Here is a 15,214-nt window from a genome sequence, read left to right on the forward strand (position 1 = left end):
CCCGCGTGAGCTCGGGTCGTCCCGTTCGGGGTTGAATGGTGGGTTTCTTCGTCCTGGCTCAAAGGCCACGTCGACCGTTCACGGCGGATTGGCCCGGGGCGGGGACATCGGATCGACCGGGGTGAACGGGTGGTCGTCTGGGTCATCCACGACCCCGGGAGCGACCGGGGATGCTCGGAGTGTGGCGACCTGGGCAATGCCGGCGGACGCATCGCTGGGTCCCTCGGTCCGTGCAGCAACTGCGACGGCGGCGTCGATCCCCCCACTACCCGCCGCGGCACTCGTGGAACTCACGGCATGCCAGCTTGAGACCGGATTGCCCCTCGCGGAGGCCGTGTCCGTTCTCGCGAACAGCTGCGCTGGAGCTGTCCACCAGCAGCTGGGTCGGGTTGCGGCCGCCCTGCGACTCGGGCTCCCGTGGGACGCGGCGTGGCCCGCGGATCAAGAACTGTCCCGGGACATGCGCGACTTCCGCGACGCTCTCGAGTTCACGGCCACCTCCGCCACGGCCTCGGCGTCCGTCCTGCGGGGTCAGGCGGACCTCGTGCGGCGAGCGCAGTACCGTCGCGCCGAACGGGCGGCCGAGGCGCTCGCCGTGAAGCTCGTGCTGCCGCTCGGCCTGTGCTTCCTGCCCGCGTTCATGTGCTGGGGTGTGGTCCCCGTGCTCATGAGTTTGCTGCCCAGGGTCTTCGGATTATGACCGGCCACGCGCGCCTGCACGGCGCTCACGCTGCGGGGAGGGGGAGGGGACCGCCCGTAGGATGCTGCGCCCCGATCTAGACACGTATTTGCAACCTTCCACTTGTCACGAAGGCGGGTGCGCGACACCGCTGCCATCTCACCCCTCAACACATCACGAACACCCAACGAACAGGAATACCACCATGTCCACGATCACGCTTCCCGCCTGCACCACCGCGTTCGACGATCCCACGGAGATCCCCGTGGAGGATGCGACCCAGTCGATGCCGACCGCCGAGGTGCGGCCCCGCACCGCCATCGATCCGGACGACCCGGACCTCGGGGCGTCCACGGCGGAGTACGCGGTCATCGTGCTCGCGGCCGCCGCGTTCGGCGGCGTCATGGCCGCAGTGCTGTCCTCGGACTCCGTGTCGGGCATGTTGCTCGGCATCATCCAGAAGGCCTTGGCCGTCTGAACCGCGCACCCACCGGGCCCGGGCCGTGGGAGGGCCGCGTAGGACCGGCCACCCTGCGGCCCGGGCCCGGTGCCAGAACCGCATACACCCGAACCACTCCGAGCCCCCGGGCCCGCCGCGCTTCTGTTCCGGCGGACCCGCTCGTCGGAGTGGGGCCACCACCACGCCGCCCGGAACTGCCACGGTCCCCAGTCACACCGTGGTTCGAACACCGTGGAGTGCCGGTGAGCGAGCGCGTGGCCGTCCGTAGGAGGAGGACTCCCATGAGAAGGTCAAGAACCGTGCCGGTGCATGATCGCGCCGAAGCCCCGCCGGGACAGCCGGAGCACCCACCACGACATCCGGATGCCGGAGCGGTCACGGTGGAAACGGCCGTGATTATGCCCGGTCTCGTCCTGCTCCTGGCCGTTCTGCTCGCGGCCGCAGCTGCCGGGATGACGACCGTGCGTTACGAGGAAGCCGCCCGGGCCTCCGCGCGCGCCGCCGCACGGGGAGAAACCGCCGAGGTCGTGGAACGCACGGCGCGTGAGATCGCCGGGGACACCGCCGTCGTCCGGGTGAGCGTCGCGGACGACCGGGTCACGGTCGCGGTGAACGGCCCCGCCCCGGGGATCCTGGGGACATGGAGTGATTGGCGCTTGCAGGCCACGGGCAGCGCGGCCGTGGACACCGCTCTCGGAACCACCGGGGGTCCGAGCGCCGGGCCGGGGACGCTTGATCATGCGAGGCCGTGACATGACGTCGGACGAGGTGCACGAGCGTCGCCGGACTCGAGCAGTGGGCGCGGGAGATCATCGCGACGAGGGGTCCGGCGCGGTGCACGGTCTGACACTGGCCGTGATGCTCTGCTTTGTCCTCGTGGTGGTCCTGCTCGTCGGGCAGGCCGCGATCCTCACGCACCGTGCGGCCAAGGCGGCGGATTTGGCAGCACTCGCCGCGGCCGACGTCGCTCGCGGCCTGAGCCCCGGCGTCCCGTGCGATGTGGCTGCGCGGGTGGCCGCTGACAACGGGGCGCAGTTGTCCGAGTGCGCGGTGGTGGCCCCTGAGAACACGATCGTGAACGTCACCGCGGTGATCGAGTTGCCGCAACCCCTCGCGTCACTGGGCCCGGCCACCGGGGTGTCCCGGGCCGGACCGCCGCCGGGGGAGCCATGAGCTCCGGGAACTTTACCCCCGGAGCAGCCATCAGCCCCGCAGCAGGCGCCCGCCCCGGAGTGGTCCCCCACCTCGGAGTAGTCAGCCATTGCGGGACGGCCACCCGCCGCGTGGCAGCCGCGAGCGCATCACGGCGCGAAGGACAGCACCCCGTTGAGCAGCTTGAGCGCCCCCGCCTTGTCGAGCGGGTTGTTGCGGTTGCCGCACTTGGGGGACTGCACGCACGAGGGGCAACCGGACTCGCATTCGCACTGCGCGATCGCGTCCCGGGTGGCGGTGATCCAGTGCCGGAACATGTCGTACCCGCGCTCGGAGAAGCCCGCACCGCCGGGGTGGCCGTCGTGCACGAAGATCGTGGGCAGTTCGGTGTCCACGTGCAGGGCGGTCGAGAGCCCGCCCACGTCCCACCGGTCACAGGAGGCCAACAGTGGCAGGAGCCCGATCATCGCGTGTTCCGCGGCGTGCAGGGAGCCGGGGATGTCCGGTTCCTCGATCCCCATCGCGGCCAGCTGACCCCCGGAGACCGTGAACCATGTGGCCGTGGTGGACAACTGGCGGGGCGGCAGATCCAGGGGTTCCTCACCCGCCACCTCGTTGGACGCCACCAGTTTGCGTTGATAGCTGACCACCTGGGTGGTCACGTCCACGGCCCCGCGGTGGATGCTCACAGGACCCCACTGCATCGAATCGCGCACGTCCCGCACGCGGACCTCGGTGATGTCCCGCGCGACCGTGTAGAAGTCCGGGAACGCGCGGTGCACCGCCGCCACGTGCAGTTCCTCGTCCAGTTCCTCCACCAGATAGGTTCGGCCCTGATGCACGTAGACCGCGCCCGGGTGGGCTTGGTAATGCGATTGCGGAGCGCCCATGGTGCCGAGCACCGAGCCGGTCTCCGAGTCGATGATCTGCACGGGACCGCCGTCCCCGGAACGGATCGACACCATGGTGGCGGGCTGTTCGGACCGGGTCCAGAACCACCCGCTCGGGCGTCGGCGCAGGTGCCCCGCGTCCGTGAGGGAGTCGACGACGTCGCGCGCGGTGGGCCCGAACAGCTCGAGTTCGTCGGGGCGCAGGGGCAGTTCTGCGGCGGCCGCACACAGGTGCGGTGCGAGCACGTAGGGGTTGGAGGCCTCGAACACCGTGGCCTCCACGGGGACGTCGAAGATTGCCTCGGGGTGGTTGACCAAGTAGCCGTCCAGGGGATCGTCACCGGCGATCAGTGCCGCCAAGGCGTGCTGGCCCGCCCGCCCGGCGCGGCCGATCTGCTGCAGGAAGGACGCGCGGGTGCCGGGCCACCCGGCGACCAGGACGGCGTCGAGCCCCGCGATGTCGATCCCGAGCTCGAGTGCGGACGTGCTCGCGACCCCCAGCAACCGCCCGTCCCGCAACTGCTGTTCCAGCTCACGGCGTTCCTCCGGCAGGAATCCGGAACGGTAGGCGGCCACGCGATGACCGAGCGAGGGGTCCACCTCCTCGAGCTGCCGGTGGGCCGCCTGTGCGATGGTCTCCGCGCCGCGGCGGGAACGGATGAACGCGATCGTGCGGATCTGACGCAGCACCAGGTCGGTGAGCATGTCGGAGGCCTCGGCTGTGACCGTGCGGCGACGGGGCGCGCCGTTGTCAGAACCGCCGGGCGACTGTTCCGGCTCCCACAGCACCACGGTGCGCGAACCGTGGGGCGAGGTGTCACGGGTCACCGCCGTCACGTCCTGTTCGGACGCGCCGATGAGCTTGGCGAATGACTGCTGCGGGGACGCACTCGTGGCGGACGCCCCCACGAACACGGGGGAGGCCCCATAATGCGCCGCGACCCGGACAAGTCGGCGCAACAGGACGGCCACGTGCGAACCGAACACCCCCCGGTAGGAATGTGCCTCGTCCACGATCACGAACCGCAGCCGCCGGAAGAACCGCGACCAGCCGATGTGATGCGGCAGGATCCCGTGGTGGAGCATGTCCGGGTTGCACAGGATCACGTCGGCGTGCTCCCGGATCCAACGGCGCTCGCCGGGATCGGTGTCCCCGTCGTAGGTCGCCGCGCGCACGTCCGCGAAGCCGAGCGCACGCAGGGACGTGAGCTGGTCCGCGGCCAGGGCCTTGGTGGGCGAGATGTAGAGGGCCGTGGTCTCGTCCGGATGGTGTAGCAGGCCGGGGCGTTCGGCCACCGCGAGTTTGCCCCGGTGCACGGCGTCGAGCACGAGGGACTGGTAGACCAGGGACTTCCCCGAAGCGGTGCCCGTGGCCACGATCGCGTGTCGCGGAGCGGTCAGCGCAGCGACCTGGTGCGCGTACGGTTCATGGATACCCAGCCGTTCATATGCGCTGACCACGTCCGGGTGCAGCCATTCGGGCCAGGGCGCGTGGGTGGGTTCACGTTCCGGGATCTCGCGCACATGACGTACCTGCTCGGGGCGGGGTCCGCGTCCGAGCAGGTCCACCATCTCCTGCGAAGTCGTCACCGTGACATTGTGGCCCACACCGGGCGGGGACGACGCCGCCCGGCCACCAATGCGCGGGGCCCGCCACGCGTCGTCGGCTCCCTGCCTGTGCGGGGACCCGGTGCCGGAATCCGATGCGGGGACGACACCGCCGCCTGGCCCACGTCCCGCACCCGCATGGAATCATGGGGGTATGAGCAACGCTGAGCACCCGCACCCCATGAACATCGCCCACGAGCACGATGACGCGTCCCAGGTCCCGCCCATCACCGAGCTGAGCGAACAGGAGAGCTGGGAGCTGCTCAAGCAGGCACGCTTCGCGCGGCTGGCGACTCGCGACGGCGACGAGATCGACATCACCCCGCTGAACATCGTGACCGACGGCGAGAAGATCTTCTTCCGCTCCGCCAAGGGCACCAAGGTCCTGCACCTGCAACTGCACCCGAACGTGACGGTCGAGATCGACCGCGCCGCCGGTTCACAAGCGCACTCCGTGGTGGTGCGCGGCACGGCCGAGATGATCACGGACACGGACCGGATCGCGTACGTGGAAGAGCTTGGTCTGCGACCGTGGCTGGAGACGGAGAAGATCGAGTTCGTGGAGATCACGCCCACGCGCATCACGGGTCGCGCCTTCCGGTTGGGTCACTGACGGGTGGTCTCTTCCTGTCCCAACGACGCCGCTCCCGGGCCCGCGTTCAGCGTGGTCCCGGATGCCCCGCGCTCCGATGACCCGGAGCTGATCGCCCGCCTCCACGACGACCTCGTGGCCGCGGGGTTCACGGTGGACGGGGTCACGGACCTCGTGGGCGAGCAGGCCATGTCCGCGTGGTCGCGGGACCAGGCGGTCCCTGCCCGTCGCGCCCTGCAACGACGCTCGCAGGACCTCGGTTCGGTGCCGGGCGGTGCGGAAGATACTCACTCCTCACCGCGCGGCGTCGGCAACGCTGCGGATTCCGCGGGCCATGACGTCGCCGCGTTGATCACCCTCGCCGCGTTCTTCCTGCTCGGGGACCCCGTAACGGCCACATCGCTCGACGCCGCGCTGCCCTCCGTGGGCGCTTCCGGCCTGCAACGGTTGGGTCTGGTCGAGGCCGGCGTTGAGCCGGCCGATGGTGCCGCCGATGCCGCCACCGAGTCGGCCGAAGGCGCCGTCGACGCCGCTGCACGCGGGCTCCGTGAGAACTGCCCGTCCCACGCGAACCCGGACGAGAGCGCAGCGGCGGATACCCCCGCGCCCTCCGTCACAGTGCGTTCCGCGGTGGATCTGCGGCCCTACGCCACGGATTCCTCGGCCGAGCTGTACGTCGCGAGCGACCTGGGTGCGTTCCAGCGACCGGGCGTGCTGCGCCATGACCACGTGCTGGGCATCGGGGGTGCATCGCTGACCCTCGTGCAGTCCACACCGCGCCGGCCCGTGGACACCGCCCTGGATCTGGGGACCGGATGCGGGATCCAGACCTTCCACCTCTTGGCCCACGCGCGCCACGTCACGGCCACGGACATCTCCGACCGCGCCCTGGCCACCGCGCGGTTCAACCTGATCCTCAACGCCGAGGCATTGGACGTGGACCCGTGGGACTTGCCCGCCCGGGTGAGCCTGGAACGGGGGAGCCTGTTGGAGCCCGTGGCGGATCGCCGGTTCGACATGGTCGTGTCCAACCCGCCCTTCGTGATCACGCCGCGCAACCCGGACGAACACGCCGAGGACCGCTTCACCTATCGGGACGGCGGTCTGCCGGGGGACCGGCTCGTGCGGGAATTATTGGGCGCGCTGCCCACCGTGTTGAACCCGGGGGCCACCGCGCACCTGCTCGCGAACTGGGAGATCCCGCGTGATCCGCACGAGGAGCCCTCGACCACGTGGTCCCGCGGGCCGGCGTCGTGGGTGCCGCCGGGAACCGGCGCGTGGCTCGTCCAACGTGAAGTGCAGGACCCGTGCGAGTACGCCGAGACCTGGTTGCGGGACGCGTCCCAGCAGCGCGACGTCGCCGACTACGAACGTGCCTACGCGGCCTACCTGGACGACTTCGACTCCCGGGACGTGGCCGCGGTGGGCTTCGGTATGGTGTGGTTGTACCGCCCGGGTGAGGAAACACCGGATATTGCACCGCGGATCTTCGAGACCGTCCCGCACCCGATCCAGCAACCCATCGCCCCGGCGCTCGCCGCGGAGTGGGAGCGCATGCTGCGCATGGCGCGCGACGAGGCGGACCACGGCGCTCGCGGCCCGGCAGCGGCGTCGGGCACCGATCCCGCGTGGCTCGCGCGGCACTACACCGTGGCGCAGGACGTGACCGAGGAACGCCACGGCACACCCGGGGCCCCGGACCCGGCCCTGATCCTGTTGCGGCAGGGGGCGGGACTGCGTCGGAGCGTGATCCTCTCGAGCGAGGCGGCGGGCTTCGCGGGCGTATGCGACGGCGAGCTCAGCGCGGGGCAGATCCTCACGGCCCTCGGATCGCTGCTGGGGTGGCAGGACGGCCCGGCACCCCAGCTGCTGCGTGAAATCAAAGGCCTGATCACACATGGCTTCCTGACGGAGGTGTAAGACTGAACCCATGAGCGAGAACCTGAATCCCTTCCGGGTCATGGATTCCCAGCGGGTCTGGGAGTTGTTGGGCGACATGCCGTACGGCCGCCTTGCCGTCCAGGGCGCGGGCCTCGTGGACATCTTCCCGGTCAATCACGTGGTCAATCAGCGCAAGATCTATTTCCGCACGTCACAGGGCACCAAGCTGGCCAGCCTGGTGGTGAACAACCACGTGGCGTTCGAGGTGGACAAGGTCGAGGGCACCCACGTTGAATCCGCGGTGGTCCACGGCCGGGCGCGCCGGTTGGAGACCCGGGCGGAGGTGGAGGCGGCGGAACAATTGCCGCTGACCCCATGGGCACCGAACTACAAGTTCCACTACGTGGTCCTGGAGCCGGACGACGCCACCGGACGCGAATTCACCATGGGCGAGGAACCGGATCACGACCTGTAGTGATCCAGCGTGTCGTACGCTGACGTCCCGGGCACGGAGTGAACGCGGCGCGCGGAGGAATCGAGCGCCGTCGCCCACGCCCACCGGCCGATCAGCATGAACGGCCAGCATTGAACACAGACCCGCTCCGCAACCACGGGTCATGACGAGGAGCACCTTTGGCATCCAAGGCCACCAAGAACGCCGGTACGGGCAAGAGCCTGCTGATCGTGGAGTCACCGTCCAAGGTGAAGACGATCGCGGGGTACCTGGGGGACGCCTATGAAGTGGAGTCCTCCATGGGCCACATCCGTGACCTGCCGCAGCCCTCCGAGCTGCCGACGGACATGAAGAAGGGCCCGTACGGCAAGTTCGCGGTGGACGTGGAGCACGAGTTCGACCCGTACTACGTGGTCAACCCGGACAAGAAGAAGAAGGTCACGGAGCTCAAGCGCAAGCTCAAGGACGCGGACGCCCTGTACCTGGCCACGGATGGTGATCGCGAGGGTGAGGCGATCGCGTGGCACCTGTTGCAGGTGCTCAAGCCCAAGGTCCCCGTGTACCGCTTGACGTTCCCGGAGATCACCCGGGAGGCCATCGAGCGCGGGTTCGCGCAGTTGCGGGAGATCGACCAGGACCTCGTGGACGCCCAGGAGACCCGCCGCATCCTGGACCGGCTCTACGGCTACGAGATCTCCCCGGTGCTGTGGCGCAAGGTCTCCTCGGGGCTCTCCGCCGGGCGCGTGCAGTCCGTGGCCACCCGCCTGGTGGTCCAGCGCGAACGGGAGCGGATCGCGTTCGTGCCCGCCGACTACTGGGACCTCACCGGCACCTTCTCCCGGCCCGAGGGGCAGGACACCGGGAGGGCCTTCACCGCGCGGTTGAGCTCCCTGAACGGCCGCCGCGTGGCCACCGGCAAGGACTTCACGGACCGCGGCGAGCTCAAGGCCTCCGGGCAGAACGCCCCCGCCGCGCTGGACGAGACCGTGGCCACGGCGCTCGCGGCCGGATTGCAGGACGCCGAGTTCTCGGTCCGTTCGCTCGAGACCAAGCCCTACACGCGCCGTCCCGCCGCACCGTTCACCACCTCCACGCTGCAGCAGGAGGCCGCTCGCAAGCTGCGTTTCACCTCGCGCACCACCATGCGGGTCGCGCAGCGGTTGTACGAGAACGGCTACATCACGTACATGCGTACCGACTCGGTCGCGCTGTCCGATCAGGCGGTCAACGCCGCGCGCTCGCAGGCCAAGGAGCTCTACGGCGCGGAGTTCGTCCCCGCCTCCAAGCGCGTGTACGCGTCCAAATCCAAGAACGCGCAGGAGGCCCACGAGGCCGTGCGCCCTGCGGGGGACACCTTCCGCACCCCGTCGCAGGTGCGCTCGCAGCTGTCCGTGGACGAGTTCAAGCTCTACGAGCTGATCTGGAAGCGCACCGTGGCCTCCCAGATGGAGGACGCCAAGGGCAGCACCGCGACCGTCCGCCTGGGCGCCACGGCCACCTCCGCCGCCGGTGAGCATTCCGGGGCCGACGCCGAGTTCTCGGCTTCCGGGACCGTCATCACCTTCCGGGGGTTCCTGGCCGCGTACGAGGAGGGCCGGGACGTGAACCCGGATCTCGCCCATGAGAACTCGAAGCAGTCCGAGAACTCCGAGGACAAGCGGCTGCCCGTGATGGCCGAGGGTGACGCCCTGGACGCCTCCGAGGTCACCGCGGACGGGCACACCACCACGCCCCCCGCCCGCTACACCGAGGCCTCCCTCGTGAAGACCCTGGATGAACTGGGGATCGGGCGGCCCTCCACGTACGCCGCGACCATCTCCACGATCATGGACCGCGGTTACGTGCAGGTGCGCGGCTCGGCGTTGATCCCGTCCTGGCTCGCGTTCTCCGTGGTGCGGTTGTTGGAGGAGCATTTCTCCGACTACGTGGACTACGACTTCACGGCGGAGCTTGAGGAGGACCTGGACCGGATCGCCCGTGGCGAGGCCGAGCGGGTCAAGTGGCTCGAGGGGTTCTACTTCGGTGATACCGCCTCCGAACCAGGACTCAAGCCGCTCGTGGACGACCTCGGGGAGATCGACGCCCGCGCCGTGAACTCGATCCCCGTCACGGACGAGATCACGTTGCGCGTGGGCAAGTTCGGTCCGTACCTCGAGACCGGTGGCACGGTGGACCCGGAGACGGGGGAACTGACCGACCCGGTGCGCGCGAACGTCCCGCTGGACCTCGCCCCGGATGAGCTCACGCCCGAGAAGGCGCGGGAACTCATGGAGATCGGGAAGGCGGACGGCCGTGAGCTGGGCGTGAACCCGGACACCGGTCGGATGATCGTGGCCAAGGACGGCCGTTACGGTCCCTACGTCACGGAGGTGATCCCGGAGCCCACGCAGGAGGAACTGGACGCGATCCCCACCGAGTACTACAAGAACGGCAAGCCCAAGCCCAAGAAGGTCGAGCGGCCCAAGCCCAACACGGCATCCCTGTTCTCGTCCATGAATCTGCAGGACATCACCCTGGACGACGCCCTCAAGCTGCTGTCCCTTCCCCGGGTACTGGGTGAGGACACCGACGGTGAAACCATCACGGTGCAGAACGGGCGTTACGGCCCGTACCTGAAGAAGGGCTCCGACTCCCGGTCGATCGGTTCCGAGGACCAGATCTTCACGATCACCCTGGACGAGGCCAAGACCATTTACGCGCAGCCCAAGCAGCGCGGTCGCCAGGCCGCCAAGCCCCCGCTCGCGGATCTGGGTGCGGATCCCCTGACCGAGAAGCACATGGTCATTAAGGAAGGCCGCTTCGGCGCGTACATCACGGACGGGGAGACCAACGTGACGGTCCCGCGTGCCGAGGCGATCGAGCAGATCACCGCGGCCCGCGCGTCCCAGTTGCTCGCCGAGAAGCGGGCGAAGGGCCCGGCGCCCGCCAAGACGACGTCGCGCTCTCGCAGCTCGGCCAAGAGCGGCACGGCCAAGAGCGGGACGGCGAAACGTTCCACGACCAAGGGTGCGGCTACCAAGAGTGGCGAGGCCAGGAAGACCACGCGCAAGACCGCCGGCGCGGGGCGTTCCGCGAGCAAGTAGGACCGGTTCGTGCGGCGGCATCCCGGCGGCGTCGTCCCCGCGGTCGTCCCGAAGCCCCGCGATCCGATCCGGCCCAACGGCCCCACCCAACGCCTCCACCCAGCGAGCGAAGGAACTCACATGCGGCTCTCCGTCCTGGACGTCGGCTCCAACACGGTGCACCTGCTCCTGCTGGACGTCTACCCGGGGTCGCGGCCGGAACCGTACGCGTCCCACAAGATGGCGCTACGGCTCGTGGACTACCAGGACGACGACGGTCGGATCACGGACGAGGGCCGTGACCTGCTCACCGGGTTCGTGGTGGAGGCGCGTGACTTTGCCGTGGAGCACCACGCGGAGGACCTGCTCGCGTTCGCGACCTCCGCGATCCGGGAGGCCACCAACGGCAACGCCGTGCTGGACCACGTCCAGTCCACGTCCGGGGTCACGCTCACGGAACTGTCCGGGGACCAGGAGGCGGCCGTAACGTTCTCCGCGGTGCGCCGCTGGTTCGGGTGGGGCGCCGGACGCGTCCTGGATTTCGACATCGGCGGAGGGTCCTTCGAGATGGCGATCGGCACCAACGCGTTGCCCACGGTCGCCACGTCCGTCCCGCTCGGTGCGGGTCGGCTGTACCGGGCATATCTCGCGGGGTACGACGTCGCACCCCCGGCCCGCTTCAAGGCCTTGCGCAAGTACGTGCGCACCACGCTGCGTCCCGCCGTGGACCGGATCGCCGCCGGGGGACAACCGAATCTGGTCGCGGGCACGTCCAAGACGTTCCGCTCGCTCGCGCGGATCTGCGGGGCGGCGCCGTCGGGCCAGGGACCGTATGTGCAACGCGTCATGCACCTGGAGGACCTACGCTTGTGGACGCGGCGCATGGAGGCCATGACCGTGGCCGAACGCGCGGACCTGCCCGGTGTCTCCGAACACCGTGCCGCGCAGGTGGTGGCCGGGGCGATCGTCGCGGAGACCGCCATGGACCTGCTCAAGGTGGAGTCGCTGCGGATCTCCCCGTGGGCCCTGCGGGAAGGACTCATCCTGCGGCGCATGGACCGGCTGCTGCGGGACTCCACGAGCTCGACCGTCGATCCCAAGGACCTGGTGACCAGCTCATGACCGACACACCCGTCTACCGCCCGCACGTGGCCCTGTCCACGAGTTCGCTGTACCCGCAGGGTGTCCCCGAGACGTTCGACGCCGCCCAGCGCCTGGGCTACGACAGCGTGGAAGTGCTCGTGACCCACGAGCGCATGAGTCAGCTGACCCACCAACTGCTGGACAACATCCAGAAGTACCAGCTACCCATCTCCACGATCCACGCGCCCACGCTGCTGTTCACGCAACAGGTGTGGGGCAAAGCGTGGACCAAGATCCAGATGGCCGCCAAGCTCACGCACCAGGTGGGCGCGGAAGTCGTGGTGGCCCACCCACCGTTCCGGTGGCAGCGCAAGTACTCGCGCAACTTCGTGGCCGGTGTGCGTGAGGTCTCCCGGATGACCGACACCAAGATCTCCGTGGAGAACATGTACCCGTGGCGCGTGAGCGGGCGTGAGGCCGTCGTCTACTCGCCGCATTACAGCCCCCTGGGTCAGGACTACGACTGGGTCACGTGGGACTTCTCCCACGCGGCCACCGCCAAGATGGATTCGCTCGCGGCCGTCAAGGAACTCGGTTCCCGGTTGGGCCACGTGCACCTCACGGACGGTTCGGGTCAGACCATGGCGGACGAGCACCTCCTGCCGGGGCGGGGCGTACAACCGGTCGCCGAGACCCTCGAGTACCTGCGTGATCAGCGCTGGCAGGGTGTGGTGGGGGTCGAGGTCTCTACACGCAAGACCAAGGACGCGGACGAGCGGGACGAGTGGCTCGCCGAAGCCCTGTCTTTCGCGCGCCGCCACATGACGGTGGAGGGCTAGCCCGCCGGACCCCGGACCCGGCGCACCGCGGCGGGCCGTTACCGCCACCCCTTCCGCCTCACACCGCCTTGAACCGCCACCCGTCCAGGGTGGCGCGCACGTCTGCGCTGCGATACGCACGGTTTCGGCCCCGAATCCGCGCGTTCTGCAGCGAGGATGTCCCGGGCCGCACCGGCGTGGGAGCGGGCTGAGGTTGGCGCCTCCGCCCGGTCACCAGGGGCGGATACACACAAGTCCCGGAACAGCCGCCTGGACACGGGATCCGTGTCTTTTCGGGCCATGAATGTTCGCAGCCGCGGGGCGCGGTGCTTCCCTTGCCCCGTATGGAGTGCTCCCCGCCGACCCCCACGGCACGGAGTCCCATCCGGCGCGCTCGCGGGGACCGTCCGCCGCGCGATACCGTTCAAGGAGAGTTCCGTGACCGCAACAACACCCCGTGAGCCCTACTGCGCGGCGACAGCACGAGAGGGCCCCCGGGCGGGTGTGAAAGGACTGATGGCATGAGCGAGCTGACCCTGGCGTTCCTGGGAACCGGTTCCATGAACGGTGCGATCCTGCGAGGGGTCCTGGCGGGCGGCACCGAGAAGGGGGCGGTGCGCGCGACGACCCGATCGGCGTCGTCGGGGGAGGAGCTGCGTGACGAGACCGGCGTGACCGTGTTCGCGGGCGAGGAAGACGCGGAGGCGAACCGCACTGCTGTGAAGGGCGCGGACGTCGTGCTGCTGGGGGTCAAGCCGTACGCGATCCTGGACCTGGCGCGCGAGATCGCACCCGCTCTGGACCCCGGGACCGTGGTGGTGTCGGTGGCCGCCGGTGTCACGCTGGACGCCCTGCAGAAGGCCCTGCCGCAGGGGCAGCCGGCAGTGCGCTCGATGCCCAATACGCCGTCGAGCGTGGGCCGTGGCGTGCTGTCCGTGACCCCGGGTGAGCACGTGTCCCGTGAGCAGCTGGACGCGGTGAAGGACGTGCTGGCCGCCGTGGGCACGGTCGTGGAGGTGCCCGAGAACCTGATCCGCGCGGTCACGGGTGTGTCCGGCTCGGGCCCCGCGTACGTGTTCTACCTGGCCGAGGCCATGCAGCACGCGGGGGAGCAGCTGGGCCTGGACCCGGAGACGGCGCGCGTGCTCGCGAAGGAGACGGTCTCCGGCGCGGGCGTCCTGCTCGCTCCCGACGACGCTGATCCCGCCGCCCTGCGCAAGGCCGTCACCAGCCCGGGCGGCACCACGGAGCAGGCGATCACCACGTTCGACGAGAAGGGCCTGCGCGAGATCATCGCGGCCGGCGCGGAGGCGTCCGCGACGAAGGGTGACCACATGGAGGAGGAATACGGCGGCGAATGACGTGAACCGCCCGGCCCACCACACGAGACCACGCAAGGCGGTAGCACCATGAGCACGTTCGGCATCGAGGAAGAGTTCCTGCTGGTGGACCGCGGGGACAACCTCCCCGCACGGCCCACGCCGGAACAGTCGGCGCAACTGATGTCGCTGACCGCTGGCGGCGGTGCGGCCACCCCGGAATGGCTCTCGTGTCAGGTCGAGGAGACCTCCCCGGTGTTCCGCGACGCCGCCACGGCAGTGGACTCGCTCGTGACATTCCGCACGGCGCTGCGCGAGGCCACGAACGCCATGGGCATGGACGTGGTGGGCGTCGCCGCAGCCCCGGACGTGCGGCCCGAACCCGCGCAGATCACCCACGACGCCCGCTACCAGCGACTTGCCGGCCAGACCCCGGCCATCGCGGCGGACCAGTACATCAGCGGGATGCACGTGCACCTGGGGTTCCCGGACCTGGAGGTCGCGGTGCGCGCCCTGAACGGGCTGCGGGGCTGGTTGCCCGTGCTCGTAGCCATCGGTGCGAACTCGCCCGTGTGGCGGGGCATGGAATCCGGGTTCGAGAGCTGGCGTTCCATCCACTATCGCCGCTGGATGACCAACGGCGTGCCGCCCCACTTCCAGGACCTGCACGACTACGACTCGCGCGTGGCCATGCTCACCGCGTTCGACGCCGTGGAGAGCCCCGCGAGTCTCAGCTGGCTCGCCCGGTTGTCCCACCGCCACGACACCCTGGAGATCCGCGCGTGCGACGTCCAGTTGGAGGCCCAGGACTCGGTGGCCATCGCGGTGCTCACGCGCGCCCTCGCGAACTACGCGCTCGAGACACCGCCCGCGGTCGCGTTCACCCAGGAGTACCTGGACATCGCACTGTGGCAGTCCGCCCGGTGGGGGCTGAGCGGTCGGCTCCTGGATCCCGTCACGGCCACCCTGGTCCCAGCCGAGGAACTCGTGAGCACCCTGCTGGAACGGGTGAGCGGGCACTACACCTCGCAGGAGGACCGTCGCTTCGCCGAGGCGGGGGTGCACCACATCCTCGAGCGCGGTAATGGGGCGAGCCGTCAGCTCCGGGCGTTCGGCCGCGCCGGCGTCCCCGGGATCATGGCGCTCGCCACGCGGGCCATGACGGCCGCGCCGTCGGATGCTGAGTAACGCGGGGTAGCGTCACGCGCGTGCGCCG

The 15,214-nt window shown here is 69.7% G+C and carries 13 protein-coding genes; 12 read left to right on the top strand and 1 reads right to left on the bottom strand.

The features are described from left to right. Positions 1-283 precede the first annotated feature (283 nt). The 4 genes from Q9R22_RS03175 (at position 284) to Q9R22_RS03190 (ending at position 2,312) form a co-directional block, all read left to right on the top strand. Positions 284-700, top strand: coding sequence for a type II secretion system F family protein (locus Q9R22_RS03175; protein WP_242670589.1), 417 nt, complete (start codon positions 284-286; stop codon positions 698-700). 184 nt (positions 701-884) lie between these two features. Next, positions 885-1,157: a DUF4244 domain-containing protein gene (locus tag Q9R22_RS03180; RefSeq protein WP_239319101.1), complete on the top strand. Its 273-nt coding sequence runs from the start codon at positions 885-887 to the stop codon at positions 1,155-1,157. 374 nt (positions 1,158-1,531) lie between these two features. After that, positions 1,532-1,891 (top strand): TadE family type IV pilus minor pilin, encoded by a 360-nt coding sequence (locus tag Q9R22_RS03185; protein WP_276401456.1) that lies wholly within the window; start codon positions 1,532-1,534, stop codon positions 1,889-1,891. 1 nt (position 1,892) lies between these two features. Then, complete coding sequence (locus Q9R22_RS03190) at positions 1,893-2,312, top strand: Rv3654c family TadE-like protein (protein WP_131332373.1); 420 nt, start codon at positions 1,893-1,895, stop codon at positions 2,310-2,312. 128 nt (positions 2,313-2,440) lie between these two features. On the opposite strand, the gene Q9R22_RS03195 is transcribed toward Q9R22_RS03190, so the two are convergent. Next, positions 2,441-4,771 (bottom strand): DEAD/DEAH box helicase, encoded by a 2,331-nt coding sequence (locus Q9R22_RS03195; protein WP_396415661.1) that lies wholly within the window; start codon positions 4,769-4,771, stop codon positions 2,441-2,443. Positions 4,772-4,943: 172 nt separating this feature from the next. Here Q9R22_RS03195 and Q9R22_RS03200 point away from each other — a divergent pair, with 172 nt between their 5' ends. From Q9R22_RS03200 to Q9R22_RS03235, 8 genes are all read left to right on the top strand, one after another. Continuing rightward, positions 4,944-5,402: a pyridoxamine 5'-phosphate oxidase family protein gene (locus Q9R22_RS03200; protein WP_131332375.1), complete on the top strand. Its 459-nt coding sequence runs from the start codon at positions 4,944-4,946 to the stop codon at positions 5,400-5,402. Positions 5,403-5,405: 3 nt separating this feature from the next. Then, positions 5,406-7,301, top strand: coding sequence for a methyltransferase (locus Q9R22_RS03205; protein ID WP_131332376.1), 1,896 nt, complete (start codon positions 5,406-5,408; stop codon positions 7,299-7,301). A 10-nt stretch (positions 7,302-7,311) separates the two neighbouring features. Then, positions 7,312-7,737 carry a pyridoxamine 5'-phosphate oxidase family protein gene (locus tag Q9R22_RS03210; protein WP_085106222.1) on the top strand — a complete coding sequence of 142 codons (426 nt, stop codon included), beginning with the start codon at positions 7,312-7,314 and terminating at the stop codon, positions 7,735-7,737. A gap of 158 nt (positions 7,738-7,895) precedes the next feature. Next, a complete protein-coding gene (topA, locus tag Q9R22_RS03215) occupies positions 7,896-10,799 on the top strand; it encodes a type I DNA topoisomerase (RefSeq protein WP_131332377.1) in 2,904 nt (967 codons plus the stop codon). Between the two features lie 120 nt (positions 10,800-10,919). Next, a complete protein-coding gene (locus Q9R22_RS03220; protein WP_131332378.1) occupies positions 10,920-11,900 on the top strand; it encodes a Ppx/GppA family phosphatase in 981 nt (326 codons plus the stop codon). Beyond that, positions 11,897-12,700 (top strand): sugar phosphate isomerase/epimerase, encoded by an 804-nt coding sequence (locus Q9R22_RS03225; protein ID WP_131332379.1) that lies wholly within the window; start codon positions 11,897-11,899, stop codon positions 12,698-12,700. Before Q9R22_RS03220 ends, Q9R22_RS03225 begins: the two co-directional genes overlap by 4 nt. Before the next feature lie 500 nt (positions 12,701-13,200). After that, positions 13,201-14,040, top strand: a complete 840-nt coding sequence (gene proC, locus Q9R22_RS03230; RefSeq protein WP_131332380.1) for a pyrroline-5-carboxylate reductase — start codon at positions 13,201-13,203, stop codon at positions 14,038-14,040. Between the two features lie 48 nt (positions 14,041-14,088). Continuing rightward, positions 14,089-15,186: a YbdK family carboxylate-amine ligase gene (locus Q9R22_RS03235; protein ID WP_131332381.1), complete on the top strand. Its 1,098-nt coding sequence runs from the start codon at positions 14,089-14,091 to the stop codon at positions 15,184-15,186. Positions 15,187-15,214: the final 28 nt, after the last annotated feature.

Origin of the sequence: Kocuria sp. PD6, from assembly GCF_031844145.1 — a bacterium.
Classification (GTDB): domain Bacteria; phylum Actinomycetota; class Actinomycetes; order Actinomycetales; family Micrococcaceae; genus Kocuria; species Kocuria marina.